This window comes from Pseudomonas sp. HLT2-19-2 (assembly GCF_054898005.1).
Map to the genome: position 1 here is coordinate 3,407,122 of NZ_CM142712.1, position 22,468 is coordinate 3,429,589.

Below are 22,468 nucleotides of genomic sequence, written 5' to 3' on the forward strand. Positions count from 1 at the left end.
TCCATGAGGAGCCCATCACCATGATGCGTCCCAATGCCAGCGTTGAAAAAGTGTACCTCTATCCAAAGCCGGTAGACTTTCGAAAGTCCATCGATGGCCTGGCTGCGCTGGTCGAACTGGATATCAAGGTCGCGGTGTTTGACCCCGTGCTCTTTGTTTTCCTGAATCGCCACCGTAACCGCGTCAAAGTGTTGTACTGGGAGCGCAACGGCTTCTGCCTTTGGCTCAAGCGCCTGGAGTCCGAGCGTTTTAAAATTTCACCTGATGTGGTGGACGAGGCTATCGTGCTGACCGTTCAGGAACTGAACTGGCTACTGGATGGATTTGATCTCTGGCGCAACCGTCCTCACAAGGTTTTAACGCCAAGATTCGTCGCTTGACGGGTATAATCCGGGCATGAATTTGATGCCCGAAGACCTCCCTGATGACCCTATTCTGCTCAAGCAAATGTTGCTTGAGGCACTCAGCCGTCAGCAGGCAACGGCTGAGGCATACCAGACTCATATCGTCGATCTAAAAGAACAGATCAAGTTGCTGCGCGACCGTTTATTCGGACGTAAATCCGAGCAGACCGTTGAACCCAACACGCCTCAACTCGCGTTATTCAACGAGCCCGAAAGCGAGCCGATGCCTTCAGTCGGCGACGCTGACGAAGAAGTGGTTGCTCCGACGCCACGTCGTGGCAAACGCAAGCCACTGTCGGCTGATCTGCCGCGCATCGAAGTCATCCACGAACTGCCAGAACATGAACTGACCTGTGCCTGCGGTTGCCGCAAGCATGTGATCAGTGAAGAAACCAGCGAACAGCTGGACATCGTGCCGATGCAGATCCGAGTGATCAAACACATCCGCAAAGTCTACGGCTGCCGTGGTTGTGAAACGGCTCCGGTCACTGCTGATAAACCTGCTCAGTTGATCGAAAAGAGCATGGCCAGTCCGAGCGTACTGGCGATGCTGCTGACCACCAAGTATGTCGATGGCTTACCGCTGCATCGTTTCGAAACGGTGCTGAGCCGACACGGTATCGATATCCCGCGTCAGACTCTCGCTCGCTGGGTTATCCAGTGCGGAGAGCACTTACAACCGTTGCTGAATTTAATGCGCGACCGATTGCTGGAAAGCCCGGTCATCCACTGTGATGAAACCCGCGTCCAGGTACTTAAGGAACCGGATCGAGACCCTACCTGCCAATCCTGGATGTGGGTGCAGGCCAGCGGGCCGCCAGACCGAAAAGTCGTGCTGTTCGACTACACGTCCAGCCGTGCGCAGGACGTGCCGTTGCGCCTGCTGGAAAGTTATCGCGGCTACGTGATGACTGATGATTACGCGGGTTATAACGCATTGGCGTTGCAACCGGGTGTGGAGCGGCTGGCGTGCATGGCCCATGCACGGCGCAAGTTCGTCGATGCGCAAAAAGTGCAGCCCAAGGGCAAGACGGGACGTGCCGATATCGCGCTGACGATGATCAACAAGCTGTACGGCATCGAGCGTGAACTCAAGGATGCCAGTGATGAGCAGCGTTTTATTGGCCGTCAGGAAAAGAGCCTGCCGATCCTGGCTCAGTTGAAAAGCTGGCTGGATAAAACGCAGTCGCAGGTGACGCCGCAAAGTGCGCTTGGCAAGGCCGTTAATTATCTGGCCAGCAACTGGAGCCGTCTGGAGCGTTACGTGGAGGCCGGATTTTTACCGATCGACAACAATCCGGCGGAGCGTGCAATAAAACCGTTTGTGATCGGGCGCAAGGCATGGCTGTTCAGCGATACGCCCAAAGGCGCGACTGCCAGCGCCCAGATCTACAGCCTGGTCGAAACCGCGAAGGTCAACGGCCAAGAGCCCTATACGTGGCTGCGCCACGTACTGGAGCGGCTGCCGCATGCGGAGTCGGTGGCCGATTACGAAGCGCTACTGCCATGGAACTGCTCACCGGAAATGCCACGGTAAACGGGCAGCGCATCTGACGGTAGGTGTGGTTCATGGATCGGATACAAACGTTCGACTCCGGCCTGTGCGCCTAACGCGTTATAACCGGCGTAGTCATCGGTCATCACGTAGCCACGATAGCCATCGAGCAGGCGTGTCGGCACCTCCTGCGCGCGGCTGGTGGAGTAGTCAAAAAGGATCACTGGTTTATCTGGCGGGCCGCCGGTTTGCACCCACATCCAGGACTGGCTGCTTGGGTCTCGGTCAGGCTCTTTCAGCACCTGTACCCGTGTTTCATCGCAGTGGATAACACGGCTGCCCAACAGGCTATCGCGCATTAAATTCAGCAGCGGCTGGAAGTGTTCACCGCACTGGATAACCCAGCGTGCCAACGTCTGGCGCGGGATATCGATGCCATGGCGGCCCAAGACTTTTTCGAAACGGTGAAGCGGTAGTCCATCGACGTACTTGGTGGTCAGCAGCATCGCCAGAACACTTGGGCTGGCCATGCTTTTTTCAATCAGTTGAGCCGGCTTGTCAACAGTGACTGGCGCCATCTCGCAGTCGCGGCAACCGTAAACTTTCCGAACGTGCCTGATCACACGGATCTGCATCGGCACGATTTCGAGCTGCTCGCTGACTTCTTCGCCAATAGTGTGTTTGCGGCAGCCGCAGACGCACGTCAGTTCATGTGCGGGAAGTTCGTGGATGATCTCGATGCGCGGCAGATCGGCGGGCAATGGCTTGCGTTTGCCGCGGCGCTTGGTCGGGGCAACGACCTCTTCATCTGAGGCTTCGTCCACAGGCTGGACGACGCTTTCTACTTCATTGAAGAGGGCCAGTTGCGGCGTTGCCGCATCAGCTGTTTGCTCGGACTTACGTCCGAACAGACGCTGAAGCAGGAGGGCATTCTGTTCTTCTAGCCGAACAATCTTTCCCTTATCCAACTGACGCTCGTCGAGAATCTGCCCAAGCATTTGCTTGAGCAGAACGGGATCATCTGGAAGATTTTCGGGCAAGGAATTCATGCCCTGGATTATACCGAATCAGGTTACGAATCGCGGCGTCAAAACTTGATGAGGGCGGTTGCGCCAGAGGTCAAAGCCATCGAGCATCCAGTTGAGTTCCTGGACGGTCAGAACAATCACTTCGTCAGTGGCGTCCGGTGATGTTTTGAATCGCTCGGACTCAAGGCGCTTGAGCCAAAGGCAGAAGCCGTTGCGCTCCCAATATAAAATCTTCACTCGGTTGCGGGGCTTGTTGAGGAAAACGAAAAGCACGGGGTCAAATACTGCGACCTTAATATCCAGCTCGACCAGCGCAGCCAAGCCGTCGATGGATTTTCGGAAGTCGACCGGCTTGGGGTACAGATACACTTTTTCGACTTTGGCATCGGGTCGCATCATGGCGAGCTGGCTCCTGAGGGAATCGGGAGCACAGCATCCGGGATCAGCTAAGCGCTTTGAATGTGGGGTTTATGGAGCGCTTACCAACAAGCTGTACGGCATCGAGCGTGAACTCAAGGATGCCAGTGATGAGCAGCGTTTTATTGGCCGTCAGGAAAAGAGCCTGCCGATCCTGGCTCAGTTGAAAAGCTGGCTGGATAAAACGCAGTCGCAGGTGACGCCGCAAAGTGCGCTTGGCAAGGCCGTTAATTATCTGGCCAGCAACTGGAGCCGTCTGGAGCGTTACGTGGAGGCCGGATTTTTACCGATCGACAACAATCCGGCGGAGCGTGCAATAAAACCGTTTGTGATCGGGCGCAAGGCATGGCTGTTCAGCGATACGCCCAAAGGCGCGACTGCCAGCGCCCAGATCTACAGCCTGGTCGAAACCGCCAAGGTCAACGGCCAGGAGCCCTATACGTGGCTGCGCCACGTACTGGAGCGGCTGCCGCATGCGGAGTCGGTGGCCGATTACGAAGCGCTACTGCCATGGAACTGCTCGCCAGAGATGCCACGGTAAACGAGGCGGTTGTCTTACGGTAGGTGTGGTTCATGGATCGGATACGTCAGACCGGCGCCTTCCATCCCATCATCCGCTGCTGAGCAACCTTCAGCAAATCGCACCCATCCTGCGTCAGCAGATAAAGCGCATGCGTAATGTGCGGAATGTCTTGAACATCACCGTTCCTGAAACACAGGCAATGAAGCGTTTCAAGTAACTGGCTGGAGGCTCGAATACGCTGTAAAGCGGCTTCGAGAATGTCTTGGGGATCGGCCTCTGTATCGATGACCATTGGGTTTGAGTCGGTAACGCTGCTTTTGATTGAACGATAACGATCGGGAAACGGGTTGAACGTTGGCATAAGAATTACTCATACGTTAGTTAAGTAACCGTCAGCACCGTGACCAAACGATGGAGGCGGACTGTGTACAGGCTTGGTCAACCGATAACCCGCACAACTCGGCTCGCCCGAAGGCGTCCAGCACACAGCCGCCATAACAACGCACAACGAAGACAAAGATGTCCGCAGGGCGAATGATGGCACATATGTGTGCGGGATATCAGGTGACCAAACCTGCTCGCTGATTTTGCAGCGAGGTCAAACAGTAAACGCTGATAGCTTGCCGGCGAAAGACGACAAAGAGTCCGAGCGTGTAGGAACACGCCGAACCTCCCTCAGTTTTTTTACCCACATGAAACCTCTGTCAGAAACCTCCTCACGACGGGCGGCACTCTGTCGGGTTAACCATCGCTTAACCCCGCGGTCCAAAACTTTACTGGACCGCACGCCTTCAGACTCCTCTGACGCCCAGTGCGGCAGGTTCGGCGCCTCACACGCCGAGCTGACTTTACGCCTGCACCGGAGACCCTTCATGAACATGCACACTTTGCTGATGACCACCGCCCTCGCCTGCACCGCGTTCGCCGGACTGGCTCAGGCCAATGACACTTCAACTTCCCAGGCCGTGCCCTATCACTACGGCATGCCGCTTCACGTGGGTAAGGTCATTGCCATGACTGAACCGAATACGCTGGAGTGCAAAGTGATAACGGCGGAGATGAAGTACATCGACACCTCGGGCAAACCTGCAGAAATCACCTACCTGAAGTTTTCCGACGCTTGCAGTTATCAAAACTGACTGAAAGGTCTGATTCAACACGTTGCGGTATTCCTTTGAGGGGTTCTGGCGCTATGCTCTGCGCCTACCCCCACTGCCGCAAGGATTCGCCATGCAGTTATCGTTTCGTACCTTGTCGACCTTCACGTCCTTTCTGTGTTTTTTGCTGGCCCTGGTCTGGGGTTTGATGCCAGAAGGGTTGCTGTCAATCTGGAGCATCGAATACTCGTTGGCGGTGGGCGTAGTCGCGCGGCGCAGCGCGGTGCTGTTCGCGGCGTTGGGCGTGATGTTTTATCTGGTTCGAAACGAGCCGCCCTCGATTACCCGCCATGCGTTGAGCAATGGCTTCATGGTCGGCTGTTGGGGGTTGGCAGTACTGGGATTCGGCGAATGGCTCAATGGCCATGCCGGTCCGGGCATATTGCTTGCAGTGGTGGTCGAGCTGGCGCTGGGTCTGGCTTTTCTCCAGACCAAGCGCGTGTCGGTGGGACTCGAAACCGTGGGTTAAAACGCTTTCCTGTCTGGATGGAGTGTCTGGGCACCCGCCTGGTGCTCCATGTCAGAACGCAGTCCAGCAATCAGGTCGTTTATTTCTCGACAACCATTTAGCTGTTTAGCATTTATTCCGGTCTTTATTAGATCGAGGTGATCGGTTTCACGATCGGAATACACCTTGACGGTCATAGACAGGTCCGGCGACAGCGTGCACTGACAACGTTTCGGCAGAAAACTGCTTTCAATGATATTGCGAAGTTCCAAGGCAGAAAGAAACATGTCGACCCTCTCCTTAATGTGAGACTGCCAATCAGCTATCGATACTGACTCAATGAAATCCTCGTCAGCTCAAGACCAACTACAGCATAAAACATGCCCAGGATTTCGCCCTGCAGCTCATCGGTAAATCAAAGATTTAGCGAAACCACCGCTAAATGGCCTCATGCAATCTGCAAGAAAGGCCGGTTGTAGCCCTGCAAAATGCACACTTCCCTGATGTTTGCATTTGCAGCTGACGGCAGTAAGAATGCGGCCAGACATTTAGTATCCGCCGACCCCACACACACGCAAGGAGGCATCATGGGTTCTTTGACCTATATCACTACCGTCGGGCTGATTCTTGCCGGGCTGTCGACCATCGCTCACGCCGCGAAACTCGAAGAGGTTGCGCCGTTCCCCAAAGCTGAGAGCGGTTTCACCCGCCAAGTCATTCACCTTGCCCCACAGACTCAGGAAGACAGCTTCCAGGTCGAGATCCTTGCCGGCAAAACGCTGACCGTCGACTGCAATCGCCAACGACTGGGCGGTATTCTCGAGGAGAAAAACCTCGAAGGCTGGGGTTATCCGTTCTACCGACTGGAAAAAGTCATCGGCCCGATGAGTACGCAAATGGCCTGCCCGGATGGCAAGAGCAAAAAGGACTTCGTGCCGGTGGTCGGTGACGGGTTCATGCTGCGCTACAACAGCAAACTGCCGCTCGTGCTCTACGTGCCCAAAGACGTCGAAGTCCGTTACCGGATCTGGTCGGCGTCGAGCAAGGTTGAGAAAGCTATCAAGGAATAACCCGCCACAGGAGCGCCATTTTGATTACCTGCCACGTCAAATATGTGATCGATCCGTATCAACTCAGCGAATTCGAAGCCTACGCCAAGGCCTGGCTGGGCATCGTCGAGCGTTTGGGCGGTACGCACCACGGATACTTCCTGCCGTCCGAGGGCGCGAGCAATATCGCCTACTGCCTGTTCAGTTTTCCTTCGCTGGCGGACTACGAAAGCTACCGGCATATCGCGATGACTGACGCCGAAAGCGTCGCGCTCGTGGCTTCGCTGGTCGAGAAGAAGTTTATCGTCAGTTATGAGCGGACTTTTCTGCGCCCGCTACTGGCCTGACATCCCTTACACCGGGGCGCCGCTCAATGCGGCGCGTTTGGCCACATGCCGCAAACTATCGAAATTGATGTTGGCCCCCGAGTCGATGGCGACCAGGGTCTGACCTCGGCTACCGGTTTGCGCCACGTACTAGCCGGGCGCTGATGGCAAGTCAATGGCCAATTTTCCTCGGCCGCTGTAGGCTGACGATTCTTTGCTCATCGTCCCAAGGAAGGAAACCATGAAGAGTGTCGCCCTGCCCCTCATTGCCCTTATTGCCTTTGCGGGCTACACCGTTTCGGTGATGCTCCAGGCCGAACAGTCGTTGATCGATTTCGGCATCAGCCTGATGTCGCGACCTGATACTGCGCAGGTGGTGATTGATCTTTACCTGCTGGCGACACTGGCCGGGACCTGGATGTACAAGGATGCGCGCAAGCGTGGACAGTCGGCGTTGTCGGTGATGCCCTACTTGCTGATCACGGCGATTTTTGTGTCCGTTGGGCCGTTGTTGTACCTCGTCGTCCGTGGCTTGCAGGATCGGAGAAAGGCCGTCACTTTGCCAGTCGCCTGAGCCCGAGCACCATCGCTCCTGCTCCAATCATCATCGCGGTCAGAAACAGCGGATATGAAACCCACCACGGCACGCCCGCCGTCATCATGCTGAACTCGGACATGCCGCCAACACTTGCAATCAGGTTCAGCGGCAGAAACACCACATTGATCAACGTCAGTTTGCGCAGCAGGTTGTTCATGCTGTTGTTCATCAGGTTGCCCCGGGCGTCGATGAGGCCAGAGAACACCGTGGAGTAAATTTCCGCCTGTTTGTAGCACTGGTTGTTTTCGATGATCAGGTCGTCGATCAGCCCAATGGCTTCGGCGCTGAAATGTTCCTTTGCGGCGTGATTGCGCAACCGGGTCAGGACTGCGCCGTTGCTGTGAATCGCGTTGATGTAATAGATCAGGCTTTCGCTGAGGTTGAACATCTGGATCAGGTGCTGGTTCTGCATCGACGCGTTGAACTTCTGCTGCAATTCCCGGGCAACCAGCTTGATCACCTTCAGGTGGCCCAAATAGTGATGGATGTTGTTGAACAGCAGGTCGAGCAACACATCCAGCGGCGTGTTCAGAGGCTGGCGCATGCCGAGGCCACTGAGCGGCGAGTCGTCGGTAGCGATCACCAGCAAACGATGCTCGGAAAACAGCAAACCGCAGGACGACACTTCGAAGGCCAGGCTGCCGGCGCCGGAATAATTTTCCGGGCGTTTCCAGATCAAAAACAGGTTGTCGGGGTGAAACTCGATGCGTGACACCTCGTCGGGGTCCAGGGCCGAGGCAAGGGCATGTTCATCGACTTTGAAATGGCTGTGCAGCAAGTCCCGCTCGGCCGCATCGGGGTTGTTGAACAGCATCACTTCGGCGTCCAGCCGTTCGACCGCTTTCAGGGCGCCGTGAATCAGTTGAAAGCTCTTGATCATCCGCCGCTCACCAAGCCTGGCCGCGGCGCTTGAGTTCCAGGCGACGAACGAACTCTTCCAGCACCAGTGAATACAGATCGTCCTGCAAGTAAGCGTCTTCGATGCCGGCGTCCATGTTCGGGTTGTCGTTGACCTCGATCACCACCACTTTGTCGCCGGACTGCTTGAGGTCGACACCGTAGAGGCCATCGCCGATCAGGTTCGCAGTCTTCACCGCCAGTTCCACCACCGCCCGCGGGGCTTCGTGAACCGCCAGGGTGCGGCATTCGCCGTTGATGTCCTGGCCCTTGGCCTTGTGGTTGTAGATCTGCCAATGGCCCTTGGACATGAAGTACTGGCAGGCAAAGATCGGTTTTCGGTTAAGTACGCCGATGCGCCAGTCGTATTCGGTGTAGAAGAACTCCTGGGCCAGCAACAGCACGGAATGTTCAAACAGTTCGGCCGTGGCTTCGAGCAAGGCTTGCTGGCTTTCGACCTTGATCACACCCCGAGAAAAACAGCCGTCGGGAATCTTCAATACCAACGGGAAACCGAGGCGCTCGCCCACCCGCTCAAAGTCTTCCGGTCGCTCTTTGTAGAGAATCTCGGTGGCGGGCATGCCCAGTTGATGGCTCTTGAGCAGATCGGTCAGATACACCTTGTTGGTGCAACGCAGAATCGACGCCGGGTCGTCCATCACCACCAGCCCTTCGCTCTCGGCTTTCTTGGCAAAGCGGTAGGTATGGTTGTCGACGCTTGTCGTCTCGCGGATCAGCAGCCCGTCGTATTCGGCGATACGCGCGTAGTCCTTGCGCTCAATCAGCTCGACATCGATGCCCAACGTCTTGCCAACCCTGACGAAGTTGTCCAGCGCCTTGGCATTCGACGGCGGCAACGCTTCCTGGGGATCGTGGAGGATTGCCAAGTCATAACGGGCCAAACGCCGGGAACGCGGCACGCGCCAGATCTTGCGGCTGAAACTGTCGAGTGAGTTAGCGAACTGGTCTTCCTGATCTTCGCGCAACTTATGTAAGGCACCGGACTTTATGCCTTCGATGTGCCAACCATTGGATCGACGAAACTCAACTAACAATATCGGACACGGAAAGACTTCGAACAACTGTCGCGCCAGATCCTGCAACGGCTCGATATTAGTTTTGCCAAAGTACAGTGTCAGGGTAAAGCCTTCGGTATCACTGTAAAGATGATGACTGAGGGCTTTTTCCAGGGTTTTATCCAGATCATCCAGGGCCAGACCGTACAAGGATTTTCGAGTCAGTTCGCTGATGGTCCGCACCGACGGAATCACCTTGTGCCCACGGGCTTCGGCCAGCAGCGAGCAGTAATATCCGTGCCCCAGGTACTTGTAGCTGCGGCACAGGTTGATCACCTGGACCCGCTTGCCCTGCTCATTGGTGCGGGTTTGTTCGAGGTACTCCTGGGCGCTGACGATGTCTTCACTGGGGAAGTAGGAGGTCCAGTCTTCCTTGCGTTCGACGATGATAATCAACTGGCTGGAAGTTCTAACTCCATCATTTAAATACGTTGCTGCCGGCAAAGTTTGCTCGGATACTTCGCGCCAATGACCTTGTACCGCTGACATAGTGATTGATCCGTTGGAGAACAAGACCTTTCCTATTAAGCACGAAGTTTTTCGAAAGTCCCGTTTCGTTACGCAACTTTTACGGTGGTTATATGAATCTGGTTTTTCGCCTGGCGGTCGTTGAAGACTTGCCCGCATTGCTGGAACTTGAACAACAATGTTTCACTACGGATCGGCTTAACAGTCGCAGTTTTCAATGGATGATCACCCGGGCTCACGGGCAACTACTAGTGGCCCAGCGTGGCGAGCACGTGGTCGGTTACGCCGTGGTGCTGTTTCATCGGGGGACTTCGCTGGCACGCCTTTACTCGATTGCGATCGCCACCGAAGCGCGCGGCAGCGGGCTGGGCAAGCAATTGCTCGAGCGCATCGAGGTGAGCGCCCTCGAGCACGACTGCGCCTACCTGCGCCTGGAAGTACGCAGCGACAACCCGGCGGCGATTGCCTTGTATGAGCGAAACGGTTACCGACGCTTTGCACTGATTCACGACTATTACCAGGACCATGCCGATGCGCTGCGGCTGGAAAAGCGCATCCTTCAGCACCGCGACTCACGCAATATCAAGGTGCCTTATTACCCGCAGACCACCGATTTCACCTGTGGCCCGGCCTGCCTGCTGATGGCCATGGGTGCACTGCAACAGGATCGAGTGCTGGAGCGCCGCGAAGAACTGCAGATCTGGCGCGAGGCGACTACCGTGTTCATGACCGCCGGCCACGGTGGCTGCAGCCCTCAAGGCCTCGCATTGGCGGCATCACGACGGGGGTTTCGGGTGGGCCTGCAACTGAGCATGGCCGGGCCGTTGTTTCTCGATGGCGTGCGCGATGAGCATAAAAAAGACGTAATGCGTCTGGTGCACGAGGAGTTTACGCAGCAGTTGCAAGCCACTGACGTCGAACGGGTGATTGGAGGGCCACTGGATCTGCGCCGGTTGCTGGACGCTGGCGGCCAGCCGTTGGTGCTGATCAGCTGTTATAGACTCACCCGCTCGAAGTCACCGCATTGGGTGATCGTCACCGATTGCGATGAAGAGTTCGTGTACCTGCACGACCCGGATGTCGACCACAGCCAGCATCGTCAGCCCATGGACTGCCAGCATTTGCCGGTCAGTCATGGGGAGTTCGACAAGATGTGCAGCTTCGGCCGGGGAAAGCTTCGGGCTGCGGTGATTCTGTATGCCCGAACGTGACGTCGGGCAAGCGTCGGACTGGTTACTTCAATCCGACTTTGTACAGCGCCCCGTCGTCTTCATCGGTCAACACATACACATACCCGTCCGGCCCCTGCCGCACATCGCGAATGCGCTTGTTGAGTTCACCGAGCAAACGCTCTTCGTGCACCACTTTGTCGCCGTCAAACTGCAAGCGGATCAACTCCTGACTCACCAGCGCGCCGATAAACACGTTGTGCTGCCAGGCCTTGAAGCGATCAGCATCGTAGAACGCCATGCCGCTGAGGCCGGGCGAGTTTTCCCAGACATGATGCGGTGCGACGGTGCCTTCGGCGGATTTACCGTTGGCTTCCGGTATCGGCTGGCCAGAATAGTTGATGCCGTGAGTTGCCATCGGCCAGCCATAGTTCTTGCCTCGCACGATGATGTTGATTTCGTCGCCACCCTGGGGACCGTGCTCGTTTTCCCAGAGGGTGCCGGTCCACGGATTGAGCGCCGCGCCTTGCGGATTGCGCTGGCCATAGGACCAGATTTCCGGGCGTACGCCGGCCTGACCGACAAAGGGGTTATCATCCGGCACCTTGCCGTCCGGATAGATCCGCACGATCTTGCCTTGCAGCTTGTCGAGGTCCTGAGCCGTCGGCCGGTCGTTGTTCTCGCCAAGGGTGATGAACAAATAGCCGTCACGGTCGAACACCAGGCGCGAACCAAAGTGGTTACCAACCGAAAGCTTTGGCTCCTGGCGGAAAATCACTTTGAAATCCTTGATGGCGGTCAGGTCGTCAGACAGACGTCCGCGACCGACCGCCGTCCCGGCCTTGTCGCCCTCACCGCCACCTTCGGCGTAAGACAGATAGACCGTGCGGTCTTGCTTGAAGTCAGGCGACAACACCACATCCAGTAAACCGCCCTGCCCCTTGGCCCACACCTTTGGTACGCCACTGAGCGGAGCGGAAAGTTTACCGTCGGTGTTGACCACCCGCAGGTTGCCGGGCCGTTCGGTCACCAGCATCCCTTGCCGATCGGGCAGAAACGCCAAGGCCCAGGGATGTTCGAGCCCTTTGGTAATCTGCGTCACCTCAAGGGTGCCCTGTTCGCTTTTCAAATTCTGGGTCGGCGCCGCGAAAACGGGTGCTGTGGCGGTGATCAGTGCGCCGGCACACAGTGTGGCCAGAAGAGTCTTACGCAACATGCACGATTCCTTTTGTCGTTCGAATGGCCTGAAAGAACGCTGTCCTGCCGTTCAACGGTTGCTGGTGTCCGCGTCTCGATGAGGTGGATTGGGGATGAATTTCGGTGAGTTGGCGGGAGGCGGCCGTTCTTGGGGGTAGCGGTTGCCAACACCACCGTTGTCAAGCGTCGGTGGGCGCGGCACGGGCACTGTGTTCGGCCCACGGATGGCCGGCGCGCTGGGTTGCGTGCCTTGCATGCTGTTTGGATTGGCCCGGCGAATCGGGCTGTTGTAAGGATTGCTGGTGTTGCCCGTCGGGCTCTGGGCCAACAGCAATGAAGAAGCTGACGCTGCGCTGTCGGCGTGGGCCAGATTGCTCAGCACGCCACTCAGCGCCAACGCGGTGCAGCCGAGCACAAATCTGTTCATGGGGAGCCTCTCGACATCGGCGTGGATAGGGTCTTCGATTGCACGCTACGCCCGAGGTTCGGATTTGTTAACTAAAACCTCTTTCACAAGATGTAACACGAGTTGACCCCACCGCCGATCCGCCCGCCTGACCGGGCCGCAACCCGCTGAAACTTTTGCACAGCGTCACCAGTCACCTGAACATCACTCGCGAGAAGACGACAATGGCACGTGCAATCTGGAAAGGCGCAATCAGTTTCGGTCTGGTGCATATCCCTGTCGCGCTGGTCTCGGCGACGTCTTCTCAAGGGGTGGATTTCGACTGGCTCGACAGCCGCAGCATGGACCCGGTGGGCTACAAGCGCGTCAACAAGGTCACCGGCAAGGAAGTCACCAAGGAACACATCGTTAAAGGTGTGCAGCACGAAAAGGGTCGGTATGTGGTTCTCAGCGAAGAGGAAATCAAGTCGGCGCACCCACTGTCCACTCAGACCATCGACATCTTTTCATTTGTCGACAGCGAACAGATCCCACTGCAAAACATCGATACGCCCTACTACCTCGCACCGGATAAACGCGGCGGCAAGGTGTATGCGCTGTTGCGCGAAACGTTAAGCAAAACCAACAAGGTCGCCCTCGCACACGTTGTATTGCATACCCGTCAGCATCTGGCGGCGCTGATGCCGCTGGAATCGGCGATGGTGCTGGTGATGCTGCGCTGGCCTGCCGAAGTGCGAAGTCTGGATACGCTCGAACTGGGCAGTGAAGTCACCAAGCCCGAACTGGCCAAGGGTGAACTGGACATGGCCAAACGACTGGTTGAAGACATGAGCGCCGACTGGAAGCCCGAGGATTATCGCGACAGCTTTGAAGACAAGATCATGGCGCTGGTTGAGAAGAAGGCTAATGAAGGCAAGATCGAGGATGTGGAAACGGCGACGGGTGAAGAGGAGCGTAAAACCGCGGATGTTATTGATTTGACCGAACTGCTTAAACGCAGCCTCGGGGGCAAAAGTGCCGGTAAAGCCGCTGAGAAGCCGGCGTCCAAAGCCAAATCCGCCTCCAAGCCCGCGGAGAAAAAAGCCACGAAGCAGTCTAGCGGCTGAGGTGGGTCAAATCAGTACAAAAATCGCCAGTAATCCGCCAAAGACCGCCCACTTCTCCAGGTAATAGAGCTTGCGGTTACTCTTCTTGAGCGCTTTGCCCCGCAGGCGAATTTTATATATTTTGGTGAACAATCGGTTGATACCACCGGTCTTGTCACCGACATCGTTCGGCGCGCCTGCCGCCGACATCACGTTACGGCTGAACCAGCCATTGAACGCCGTCGCCCAGCGATACTTCATCGGACGCTCGACGTCACAGAACAGAATGATGCGGTTCTGCTGGGTGGTGTTTTCGGCGTAATGAATGAAAGTCTCGTCGAACATGACCGCTTCACCGTCGCGCCAGTGGTAGTTCTCACCATCGACGTTGATGTAGCAACCGGCATCGTTCGGTGTTTCCAGGCCCAGGTGATAACGATAGGAGCCGGCATAAGGATCGCGGTGACGGACCAGTTTCGAACCCGGTGGCAACTCAGCAAACATCGCGGCCTTGATGGAGCCGATGCTTTGCACCAGTTCGGTGGTACGGGGGCAGAGTTTCATGGCCGAAGGATGACTGTCGCCGTACCACTTCAGGTAGAAACGTTTCCAGCCAGTCTTGAAGAACGAGTTGAAGCCGACGTCGTCGTATTGATTCGAGCGCTTGATCTCTCCAGCCTTGAGCAGGTCCTGGCCCTCGGCGCGAATTTCTTCCCAATGGTCCTGCAACGGACTCAGATCAGGGAAATCGACCGGGTTGAGATAAGGCTTGCTGGGGATTTTCGAGAACAGATAAAGGAAGCAGTTGATCGGCGCCAGAAACGTCGAGTGGTCGCTCAGTTGGCGGCCCAGCTTGTGGCGCACGCGTCCGCGCAAGTGGACGTACGCAATGGATACAACGTAAATAGCGGCAATGATCAGTTTCACAGAAATCGTCACACGTCTGAAGTGAACAAGCGGCGTCCTTGCCGGCCAATCGGCCAAGGGGCTTGGCATTTTAGCCACAGTTTGTAACTAATAGTTAACCTTCAACGGTGAAAATCTGTCCGCTGATGCTGCCAAAGCGGCCGTGCGGTTTTAACATCCTATCGTTTAAAGAGCCAGACCAGTACAATCGCCGCCAAACATTACGCGCCCCCCTTGGTTGATGATGGGAATGAACCCCGTCTCAGCGCACTTCGACTCGGGCCAAGCGCTCCATTGCTGTTGTCCACTTATTGCCAGATGGACCTTCCGCTTCTGACCGGGATGCAATTCCTGTGGTTCGAATACCGGAAACGGGTACTGAATCGGTACTGCCGCAACCCTAGCTACTCTGAATGCTTCGCTGGAAAACCTTTGATCTCTACAGCTAACATCACGATGCGATCTTATTAGCACGTAATGATGCTTAAAGCGTATATAAATCAGTAGCTTGGCGCGCAGGGTGCCGCACAAAAACGCCTCAAAGAGCGGCATTTGGTATCAAAACCGGTATCAACTATTACGCTGCCCGATCTAAATTACTTATATTCCATCATTTAAAGGCCTTGGCACTCCCGAGTACGGCACCTGACCTTCATTTCGAGATCACAGGAGTCAGATACGCTGCAAGCAGGACTTTTAACAAAAACAAACTACCTCCTATTATCTATCAATGGAAAACGCCCATCAGTATTCACTAAAAATACCGAACCACATAGCGCCGCCAGCCCTAATTAGAAAGCTAAAATACATGTTAATACTTCACCTCCTTAATATTGAAATTGTATTGCATACATCGTCTGCGTCATTGATCGAGGCTTTGAGAGTCACCCGTCAGCTCGGATGTAACTCATACAACCCGCGCTGAAGAGCCTGCCTGTGCTCGCCCGAGACGATCATAACGACCGCTTGCATGCGAAGGTATTACCACCGAGGCGTTAATGTGCCGATATTGCCTGTCGATCAAGGCCAACCGCGCTTCCAAGGTCCGGTACTCGGGAGCGCCCACCATTACACATAAGGGAAGGTCCAGACTGAGGGCAGCGTTGCCCGCCATGTCGACAACACAACCATTGGCACCATAAAGCACTATATTGTTGATATTGGACAGGTCCAGGCAGGCCAGGCGCGTCACCCCTGCTTGCTGCTGAAGAAGGTCGGCATTGATCACCAACAAATCGAAGGCTATTGCGCCGTACCCACTCAAGCACTCGACCTCTTCGAACGAACAGACAGAAGCGACGCAGTAATAGCCAAGCCGATTGAGCATCTTCTCAATGCTCAATGACTGCGGATGGTGCTTATCGGCGATCAAAATACGCAGCGCTTTATTAATCATGAGATGACCTGCAATCCTAGCGAGTACCTGAGAACATCACACCGGCCTCTTGGCTGACACCAGGGACCGGACCAGTGAAGCTGGGTGTTAAACGATTCAACGAGCGGCGCGCTCACGGGCAATCAACCGGTCCGCCAACTGCAACATGCCCTGCGCTCCGCCGGCACTCAGGTCGAAACGGTATTTGCCGTCCACCACCATCGCCGGCACGCCCGTGACCTCATAAGCTGCGATTTTCTGTTTGGCATCAGTGACCTTGGCCTGCACCGCAAACGAATGAAAGGTGCCGAGAAACTTGTCTTTATCGATGCCCTGCCCCTCCAGGAACTCAGCCATTTGCTCAGGCGTCGCCAGTCGCTGGCGATTGCGAATCGCCTGGAACACTGCGCGGTGCACCCGGTAGTCGACGCCCATGGCCTGCAAGGTCAGGAACAACTGGCCGTGGGCGTCCCAGATCCCGCCGAACATGGCCGGAACCCGGTTGAAATCGACATCCACCGGCAGTTTCTCGATCCATGGGTTGATCGCCTCTTCCAGATCAAAACAATGCCCGCAACCGTAGGCGAACAACTCCAGGACCTGGATCTTGTCCTGCTGCTTGACGGCGAAACTGCCGGGCAATTCGACATACTGATCAGCCGCATGTGGGGCCCGGCTGAGCAAGGCGGTAGAGAGCAGAACGGTGCTCAGAAAACAATGACGCATAAGAACTCCATGGAGCTGAAAATGGGGTGCAGTCAGCCGTGCACCAACCGCGAGAAACCCGCGCTGGCGTCCGACAAAATGCTGACCAGGGAGAGGCCATCCATGGGTTTGTGAAACAGATACCCCTGGGCAGCATCGACACCGAGTTCCTTCAGGTGCTGGCGCTGCTTTTCGGTTTCCACGCCTTCGGCCACGACTTCCATGCCCAGTGACTTGGCGAGCGCGCAGACGCATTTGATGATTCGGCTATGCCGGATATCCAGGGCGCAGGCAATAAAATCTGCGTCGAGCTTGATCTGCGTGAAAGGGATCTGCGCCAGGCGCTCGATGGACGAAAACCCACTGCCGAAATCATCCAGCGACAGGTGGATACCGCCTTGAACTATCAGCGTGATGTTCTCAATCACCGCCATGTCAAAAGCCATGGCTCCTTTTTCGGTGATTTCCAGCGTGATCAGGCCAGGCGCGATCCCGGCTGCTTTTAGTTGAACGAGCAAGCGGCTGGCGAAGCCCTCTTCCAGCAGTTGGCTGGTTTCGATGTTGTATGAAAAAGCCAAGGCCTGGCCCAGGCGCAACACCCTGCGATGCACCTTCAGGGCCTGCTCCAACAAGCACTCGAACAGAGGCCGATGCAGGTCTAGCTGGCCTATGGCCGGCAGGAAGCTGCTGGGTGGGAGCACGCCTTGCTCCGGATGACGCCAGCGTGCCAGCACCTCAACACCGAGAATTCGCTGGGTTATCAGGCACAGTTTGGGCTGATAGAAAGGTTCGATCTGGCGTGTCTCAAGGGCCTTGCCGACATGCAGGGGCTGCCATTCGTTTCCCGGTACACGGGTCGGCTGGCGTGCCCGCGGTGGGCTTTTCGACGGATCGCGCATACATCGCTGTTGCAGAGTCGCTCTCATTACCGCCGCGGTGATTTGCATCTGGCTGGGCAGACCTCTATAGCGGCCGCAACAGTGCTTGCGCCCCAGGCTGACAAAACGCCCGACACCCCAGGCTGCGCTGGCCTCCAGATCGGAGTTTTCCAAAGTCGAGAAACCCTCGCCCTGCTCGCACAATTGACGGAACAGCGACACTTCACGGCCCGAGTGGAATGAATCACAAATCACTAGGCCGACATTCAGCGACAGGAGCTCGGCGCCCGACACGAACTCGCCCCCTGCCACCACATGAACCGTGCCCGCCGAACTGCACGCGATCCGCTCGACAATGTGCTGGGATCGAAGCCCGTTCGAGGAAAACAGAATCACATCAGGAAGAGGCATACAGGCAGGCCTGGGCAATAGGAGAAAGTGCACAAACCTTAACAAACAAGGTGCCAAGAAATTTCTTGGATGAAGGGAGAGAATTCTCGAATATCGTGTGCATATTCGCCCATGCGTTAGCATGTGCACGCTGCGCAACATGGCGTCAGGCGCGATCCAACTATACTGGCCCGGTCCTCACTCACGGTCCCCTCTAGACAGTCACTCGAGGCAAGCATGAACAAACGTGTACTTATCGTCGACGACCATCCGATCATCTGTGCCGCTATCAAGGCTGTCCTCCAAGAGCAGGGCTACCAGGTAGTCGCCGAGTCTTCCGATGGTTTCGACGCGCTGACCAAACTGCGCACCCTGGAACCCGAGTACATGCTGTTGGATATCGGAATCGACAGCCTTGACGGGCTGTCCGTGCTGCAACGGATCGCCTCCGAGCAGATTGAAGTCAAGACACTGATCTTCACCTCGCACCTGGCCAGCACCTACGCGGTGCGCTGCATGCAGGCCGGAGCTCTGGGCTTTATCAGTAAAAGCGCTGACCTGAACGAGCTTATCAAAGGGCTCAACGCGCTTTCGGACGGCTACCTGTACTTTCCCAAGGAGGTGATTTCGCTCTATCGCGACTCGGAGAAAGACGCCAACGACCCGATGCGCGGCCTGACCAACAAGGAGATCATCATTCTCCAGTTGCTGGCCAAGGGTTTCAGCAATCTTGAAATCGCCAGCAAGCTGAACCTGAGCAACAAGACCATTAGCGGGCACAAGGTCAATATCCTCAGGAAGATGGGGGTCCGCACCACCATTGAGCTGGCCAGCATCGCCAAAGAACTCAGCCTGATTTGAGTACGCAACAATGACACTGAATGTCCAATACCGGTGGTTGCTGCTCGCCCTCCTGACAGTCGCGCTCAGCCCCTGCGCGCGCGCCATGGAAAACAACGGCAGGATCTCCGCGCTGACTCGCTCATTCGTGTTTCCCACCGCCCTGCCGGAAGATACGACGGGCTGGCTACGAACGAAAAAAAAGCTCACGGTCGGAGTTACCTTGCCCGACTACCCGCCCTTTACCATCACTGACTCCAATGGCGAACTGCAGGGTATTACTGCCGAATACCTCAAGAGCCTGCAGCAGGCCTTGCGGGTCGAACTGCAAATCCGCCACTTCAGCAACCGTCAGCAAGCCTTCCAGGCGCTGGCGCGCGGTGACATCGACCTGATCGAAACCAGCAACCAGGCCGAAGCGCAGAAATACGGCGCCGCCTTGACCCACGCTTATGCCTACACCCGCATCGCCCTTTATTCCAAGACCGGCTCACTGCTCAATATCGACCTGAGCGATCCCAGTTCCAAAATCGCCCTGAGCGAAGACGGGCTGATCAGTGATCAGGTACTGCAGTACTTTCGCAGCGCCACCATCGCGCCGTTCAGCTCGCCCCTCGATGCGATTGCCTCCGTCCTGCATGGCAACTCGTTGGCCTACCTGGGCGACACCGTCAGCACCAGCTACCTGGTCAACCAGACCTTCAGCAACCAGTTGGTGACCAATACCGCCGTGGAAAGCAGTGACGAAAAAGTCGGCTTTGCGCTCCGGCCGGGCGACACCCAACTCAAGGCAATCCTCAATCAATTGCTGGACAGCCGTAGCCGCTGCCAGAAAATCGACGCCATCAACTGGTGGGTATCGACGCTCAAATGCAATGATGGTGACTTTCTGCAGCAACTTGAGCCACCTGAAAAGGCGCTGCTCGACAGCAACCGGACGTTCAAGATTGCCATCAGCGAAGACCTCGCGCCCTATGCCTTCTTCGATGGCGTAGGGCAATTCAGCGGCTCGATCTCGGACATCCTCGAATTGATCCGCCTTGAATCGGGGCTGAAATTCGAAGTCGTCAGAACCCCCAACGTGCAGTCCGCCATCAAGGCGCTTGATGAACGGCGCGTCGACCTGAGCCTATTTGCCGACACTCCGGAGCGCAACCCTCACTACCTGTTTACCCAGCCGATTTTCAACACGCCGTATAGCATCATCGTGCGTAACGACCAGCCGGATTCTTTCCGCCCCAAGCCCACGGACACGCTGGCCCTGGCCCTGCCCAAATGGGATGCGCTGGAACCCTACATCACCAGTCACTACCCGGCGCTCAAGCTGCAAAGCACAGAGAACATCGCCGACGCGCTCAACCGGGTCAGAGATGGCGAAGCCGACTTCACCATTCTCTCGACCAACCAGGCCCGCTACTACCTGGCCTACAAATATGACAGCGGCCTGAAGGTCTCGAACCTCTTCAAAGGAGTTGAAGCCAATGTTGCCATCTCCACCAACCTGGACAACCCACACCTGGTGTCCATCCTAAAAAAGGCCCTACTGAAGATCTCTCCCAGCGAGATAGCCGACATCACCGGGCGCTGGCGCTCCAACACCGCGACCGACACCCTCTACTGGGAGGGTCTTAGCCTGCGGGTGTACCAGATGCTCAGCGCACTGCTCGCGCTGCTGCTGATTACCGCTGTGTGGATCGTGTTCCTGCGCAAGCTCATGTTCAAGCGCACCATCGAGGGCGAGCAGTTGCAGCTGCAACTGGGTCTGATGCAAAACATGGTCAACAGCATCCCGCACCCGGTCTATGTCAGGGACCGGGCCGGCGACCTGGTGCTATTCAACACCTCCTACGCCCGGACCTTCGAGCCGGCAGCCGACTCCTCGGCCCAGGCCCGCCAGCTGGATGCCCTGATCGATCCGAACACACTCGCTGCCTGGCGCCTGGCCTACGCCGAGGTGGAAAAGAGCGGCATTGCCCAAGCGGGCGACCAGACCCTGCAACAAACAGGGCACAGGCAGGAGATCTACCATTGGATAGAGCCCCTGCGTGATCAGGATCAACGCACCATCGGCGTAGTCTGCGGCTGGCTGGATATCAGCGAACGCTTGCGCATCCTCGATCAATTACGACTGGCCAAGGAAAGCGCGGACCAGGCCAATCACAGCAAATCCATCTTCCTGGCGACCATAAGCCACGAGATCAGGACCCCCATGAACGCCGTGATCGGCATGCTGGAGCTCATCCTCACCCGCGAACCCGTCACCGGCCCCAACCACGAGGCGATTCATATTGCCCACCAGGCCGCGCAAAGCCTGCTCAGGTTACTGGGCAGCATCCTGGATATCTCCAGCATCGAATCCGGGCAGACCCGCCTGCACCTGGAAAGCACCACCCTGCGCCAGATCGTCGAGCCGATTGCGGCAATATTCACCGAGACCGCCAGACACAAGGCGCTGACCATCGACACCCGGTTCGATCAGCAGGCCGACCTGGCACTGCTGGTCGACACACTGAAGATCAAGCAGGTGTTGTCGAACCTGCTGAGCAACGCGATCAAGTTCACCGAACGCGGAAATATCTGGCTCGATATCTCGGGTCGCATCACGGCGCCCGGGGCGCTGGATCTGGAATTCACCGTCCGCGACACCGGCCTAGGGATCAGCGAAGCGGAAATGTCCACGCTGTTTATCCCGTTCTCCCGCGTCACCATGACCAAAAACAGCGGTGCAGGACTTGGCCTTTCCATCTGCCAATCCCTGAGCCGGATCATGGGCGGCGACCTGCTGGTCAGCAGCACGCCAGGCCAAGGCACATCGGTCACCTTGCGCGTGCCGGCGACAGTGGCCAGCCCCGTCATCGACGCGCCGCCACCCGCGCCTATAGCGGCCAGCACCAGCCCCCGCCCGCTGACGGTGCTGATCGCCGAAGATCATGAACCCAGCCTTAAGCTGCTTAAGGAACAGATCGAGTTTCTCGGTCACCGGCCAGTGCTGGCGAACAATGGCCTGCAAGCGCTGTTCCTCTGGGAGGATACCGATTTCGACCTGCTGATCACCGACTGCAATATGCCCGAGCTCGACGGGTACGAACTGACCAGTGAAATCCGCCAACTGGAACGCAGGTCGCGTCGACGCCCCTGCACCATTATCGGCGTGACCGCCAGTGCGCAAAAAAGCGACCACATGCAAGGCCTCGAAGCGGGTATGGACCAGTGTCTTGTCAAACCTGTGGGCCTCACTGAGCTCGCTCGACTACTGCCCAAAGTGGTGGGCTCGACGCCAGACAATGGGGTGGATGGCTTGCTCGCCAACCTGCCCGCCGACAAGCGCAAGGAGCTGGTGCAGGATCTGTTGGACAGCAATGCCCTGGACTATCGCGTATTGGAAGAGGCCCTGCTCCAGTCCGACTGGCCAAGCATGAAGCGCACCGCGCACCGTCTCAAGAGCTCGGCGCGGATCATCGCCAGCGCCGAACTGCTGGGCGCCTGCGAAGCCATCGAACATGCCCTGGAACAGCCCATCGGACTCAATGACCTGCAACCCTTTACCCTGCAGCTGGGGCGCGTACTGGACGCGATAAAAACCGACCTGACGTAAAAGGCCCTCGTTCAACGAGAGCCTTGAGCCGTGTGT

At 56.8% G+C, this 22,468-nt stretch carries 22 protein-coding genes and 3 pseudogenes; 12 read left to right on the forward strand and 13 right to left on the reverse strand.

The window, feature by feature from the left end:
• Positions 1 to 20: 20 nt before the first annotated feature.
• Both tnpB (ACYZTU_RS15915) and tnpC (ACYZTU_RS15920) read left to right on the forward strand, forming a co-directional pair.
• Complete coding sequence (gene tnpB, locus ACYZTU_RS15915; protein ID WP_461964126.1) at positions 21 to 380, forward strand: IS66 family insertion sequence element accessory protein TnpB; 360 nt, start codon at positions 21 to 23, stop codon at positions 378 to 380.
• A gap of 16 nt (positions 381 to 396) precedes the next feature.
• Positions 397 to 1,941, forward strand: a complete 1,545-nt coding sequence (gene tnpC / locus ACYZTU_RS15920) for an IS66 family transposase (protein WP_461964128.1) — start codon at positions 397 to 399, stop codon at positions 1,939 to 1,941.
• A gap of 44 nt (positions 1,942 to 1,985) precedes the next feature.
• Here tnpC (ACYZTU_RS15920) and tnpC (ACYZTU_RS15925) read toward each other — a convergent pair.
• Positions 1,986 to 2,948: pseudogene (gene tnpC, locus ACYZTU_RS15925) on the reverse strand (IS66 family transposase); the annotation flags it as partial.
• Positions 2,949 to 2,966: 18 nt separating this feature from the next.
• A complete protein-coding gene (gene tnpB / locus ACYZTU_RS15930) occupies positions 2,967 to 3,326 on the reverse strand; it encodes an IS66 family insertion sequence element accessory protein TnpB (protein WP_461964130.1) in 360 nt (119 codons plus the stop codon).
• A gap of 79 nt (positions 3,327 to 3,405) precedes the next feature.
• Between tnpB (ACYZTU_RS15930) and ACYZTU_RS15935 the strand changes: the two are divergent.
• Positions 3,406 to 3,885: pseudogene (locus tag ACYZTU_RS15935) on the forward strand (IS66 family transposase); the annotation flags it as partial.
• Between the two features lie 46 nt (positions 3,886 to 3,931).
• On the opposite strand, the gene ACYZTU_RS15940 reads toward ACYZTU_RS15935, so the two are convergent.
• Positions 3,932 to 4,228, reverse strand: coding sequence for a hypothetical protein (locus ACYZTU_RS15940; RefSeq protein WP_461964131.1), 297 nt, complete (start codon positions 4,226 to 4,228; stop codon positions 3,932 to 3,934).
• A 511-nt stretch (positions 4,229 to 4,739) separates the two neighbouring features.
• On the opposite strand from ACYZTU_RS15940, the gene ACYZTU_RS15945 reads away from it, so the two are divergent.
• Both ACYZTU_RS15945 and ACYZTU_RS15950 read left to right on the forward strand, forming a co-directional pair.
• Entirely contained in the window at positions 4,740 to 5,006 is a 267-nt protein-coding gene (locus tag ACYZTU_RS15945) for a DUF2790 domain-containing protein (protein ID WP_461964133.1), read from the forward strand.
• A gap of 91 nt (positions 5,007 to 5,097) precedes the next feature.
• Positions 5,098 to 5,493 carry a hypothetical protein gene (locus ACYZTU_RS15950; protein WP_461964135.1) on the forward strand — a complete coding sequence of 132 codons (396 nt, stop codon included), beginning with the start codon at positions 5,098 to 5,100 and terminating at the stop codon, positions 5,491 to 5,493.
• Here the strand turns inward: ACYZTU_RS15950 and ACYZTU_RS15955 are convergent.
• Positions 5,490 to 5,759 (reverse strand): DUF1652 domain-containing protein, encoded by a 270-nt coding sequence (locus tag ACYZTU_RS15955; RefSeq protein ID WP_461964137.1) that lies wholly within the window; start codon positions 5,757 to 5,759, stop codon positions 5,490 to 5,492. The genes ACYZTU_RS15950 and ACYZTU_RS15955 overlap by 4 nt on opposite strands.
• Before the next feature lie 300 nt (positions 5,760 to 6,059).
• Between ACYZTU_RS15955 and eco the strand changes: the two genes are divergently transcribed.
• Complete coding sequence (gene eco / locus ACYZTU_RS15960) at positions 6,060 to 6,542, forward strand: serine protease inhibitor ecotin (protein ID WP_461964139.1); 483 nt, start codon at positions 6,060 to 6,062, stop codon at positions 6,540 to 6,542.
• A gap of 20 nt (positions 6,543 to 6,562) precedes the next feature.
• The gene (locus tag ACYZTU_RS15965; RefSeq protein WP_461964141.1) at positions 6,563 to 6,868 is read left to right on the forward strand and encodes an NIPSNAP family protein; all 306 of its coding nucleotides are present in this window, start codon (positions 6,563 to 6,565) and stop codon (positions 6,866 to 6,868) included.
• A gap of 24 nt (positions 6,869 to 6,892) precedes the next feature.
• On the opposite strand, the pseudogene ACYZTU_RS15970 reads toward ACYZTU_RS15965, so the two are convergent.
• A pseudogene (locus ACYZTU_RS15970) lies at positions 6,893 to 6,976 on the reverse strand (hypothetical protein); the annotation flags it as partial.
• 112 nt (positions 6,977 to 7,088) lie between these two features.
• Here ACYZTU_RS15970 and ACYZTU_RS15975 point away from each other — a divergent pair.
• Entirely contained in the window at positions 7,089 to 7,421 is a 333-nt protein-coding gene (locus ACYZTU_RS15975) for an ABA4-like family protein (RefSeq protein ID WP_461964143.1), read from the forward strand.
• Here the strand turns inward: ACYZTU_RS15975 and ACYZTU_RS15980 are convergent.
• Together ACYZTU_RS15980 and ACYZTU_RS15985 are read right to left on the reverse strand one after the other, a co-directional pair.
• Positions 7,402 to 8,325, reverse strand: a complete 924-nt coding sequence (locus ACYZTU_RS15980) for a magnesium transporter CorA family protein (RefSeq protein WP_461964145.1) — start codon at positions 8,323 to 8,325, stop codon at positions 7,402 to 7,404. The genes ACYZTU_RS15975 and ACYZTU_RS15980 overlap by 20 nt on opposite strands.
• Before the next feature lie 7 nt (positions 8,326 to 8,332).
• Positions 8,333 to 9,907 (reverse strand): RimK family protein, encoded by a 1,575-nt coding sequence (locus ACYZTU_RS15985; protein ID WP_461964147.1) that lies wholly within the window; start codon positions 9,905 to 9,907, stop codon positions 8,333 to 8,335.
• Between the two features lie 92 nt (positions 9,908 to 9,999).
• Between ACYZTU_RS15985 and rimI the strand changes: the two genes are divergently transcribed.
• On the forward strand, positions 10,000 to 11,097 hold the full coding sequence (rimI, locus tag ACYZTU_RS15990; protein ID WP_461964148.1) for a ribosomal protein S18-alanine N-acetyltransferase: 1,098 nt from the start codon (positions 10,000 to 10,002) through the stop codon (positions 11,095 to 11,097).
• Between the two features lie 22 nt (positions 11,098 to 11,119).
• Here the strand turns inward: rimI and ACYZTU_RS15995 are convergent, their stop codons facing one another.
• Both ACYZTU_RS15995 and ACYZTU_RS16000 read right to left on the reverse strand, forming a co-directional pair.
• On the reverse strand, positions 11,120 to 12,271 hold the full coding sequence (locus ACYZTU_RS15995) for a PQQ-dependent sugar dehydrogenase (protein WP_461964149.1): 1,152 nt from the start codon (positions 12,269 to 12,271) through the stop codon (positions 11,120 to 11,122).
• A gap of 51 nt (positions 12,272 to 12,322) precedes the next feature.
• Positions 12,323 to 12,679 carry a hypothetical protein gene (locus ACYZTU_RS16000; protein WP_461964151.1) on the reverse strand — a complete coding sequence of 119 codons (357 nt, stop codon included), beginning with the start codon at positions 12,677 to 12,679 and terminating at the stop codon, positions 12,323 to 12,325.
• Positions 12,680 to 12,882: 203 nt separating this feature from the next.
• On the opposite strand from ACYZTU_RS16000, the gene ku reads away from it, so the two are divergent.
• Positions 12,883 to 13,764, forward strand: a complete 882-nt coding sequence (gene ku, locus ACYZTU_RS16005) for a non-homologous end joining protein Ku (protein ID WP_461964153.1) — start codon at positions 12,883 to 12,885, stop codon at positions 13,762 to 13,764.
• 6 nt (positions 13,765 to 13,770) lie between these two features.
• Here the strand turns inward: ku and lpxO are convergent, their stop codons facing one another.
• The 4 genes from lpxO to ACYZTU_RS16025 form a co-directional block, all read right to left on the reverse strand.
• A complete protein-coding gene (lpxO, locus tag ACYZTU_RS16010; protein ID WP_461964155.1) occupies positions 13,771 to 14,670 on the reverse strand; it encodes a lipid A hydroxylase LpxO in 900 nt (299 codons plus the stop codon).
• A gap of 886 nt (positions 14,671 to 15,556) precedes the next feature.
• Positions 15,557 to 16,045, reverse strand: a complete 489-nt coding sequence (locus ACYZTU_RS16015; protein ID WP_461964157.1) for a chemotaxis protein CheY — start codon at positions 16,043 to 16,045, stop codon at positions 15,557 to 15,559.
• A 96-nt stretch (positions 16,046 to 16,141) separates the two neighbouring features.
• Complete coding sequence (locus ACYZTU_RS16020; RefSeq protein ID WP_461964159.1) at positions 16,142 to 16,750, reverse strand: thiol:disulfide interchange protein DsbA/DsbL; 609 nt, start codon at positions 16,748 to 16,750, stop codon at positions 16,142 to 16,144.
• Positions 16,751 to 16,782: 32 nt separating this feature from the next.
• The gene (locus tag ACYZTU_RS16025; protein ID WP_461964161.1) at positions 16,783 to 18,159 is read right to left on the reverse strand and encodes an EAL domain-containing protein; all 1,377 of its coding nucleotides are present in this window, start codon (positions 18,157 to 18,159) and stop codon (positions 16,783 to 16,785) included.
• A 75-nt stretch (positions 18,160 to 18,234) separates the two neighbouring features.
• On the opposite strand from ACYZTU_RS16025, the gene ACYZTU_RS16030 reads away from it, so the two are divergent.
• Both ACYZTU_RS16030 and ACYZTU_RS16035 read left to right on the forward strand, forming a co-directional pair.
• Complete coding sequence (locus tag ACYZTU_RS16030) at positions 18,235 to 18,858, forward strand: response regulator (RefSeq protein ID WP_461964163.1); 624 nt, start codon at positions 18,235 to 18,237, stop codon at positions 18,856 to 18,858.
• Positions 18,859 to 18,868: 10 nt separating this feature from the next.
• Complete coding sequence (locus tag ACYZTU_RS16035) at positions 18,869 to 22,432, forward strand: transporter substrate-binding domain-containing protein (RefSeq protein ID WP_461964165.1); 3,564 nt, start codon at positions 18,869 to 18,871, stop codon at positions 22,430 to 22,432.
• Positions 22,433 to 22,468 lie beyond the last annotated feature (36 nt).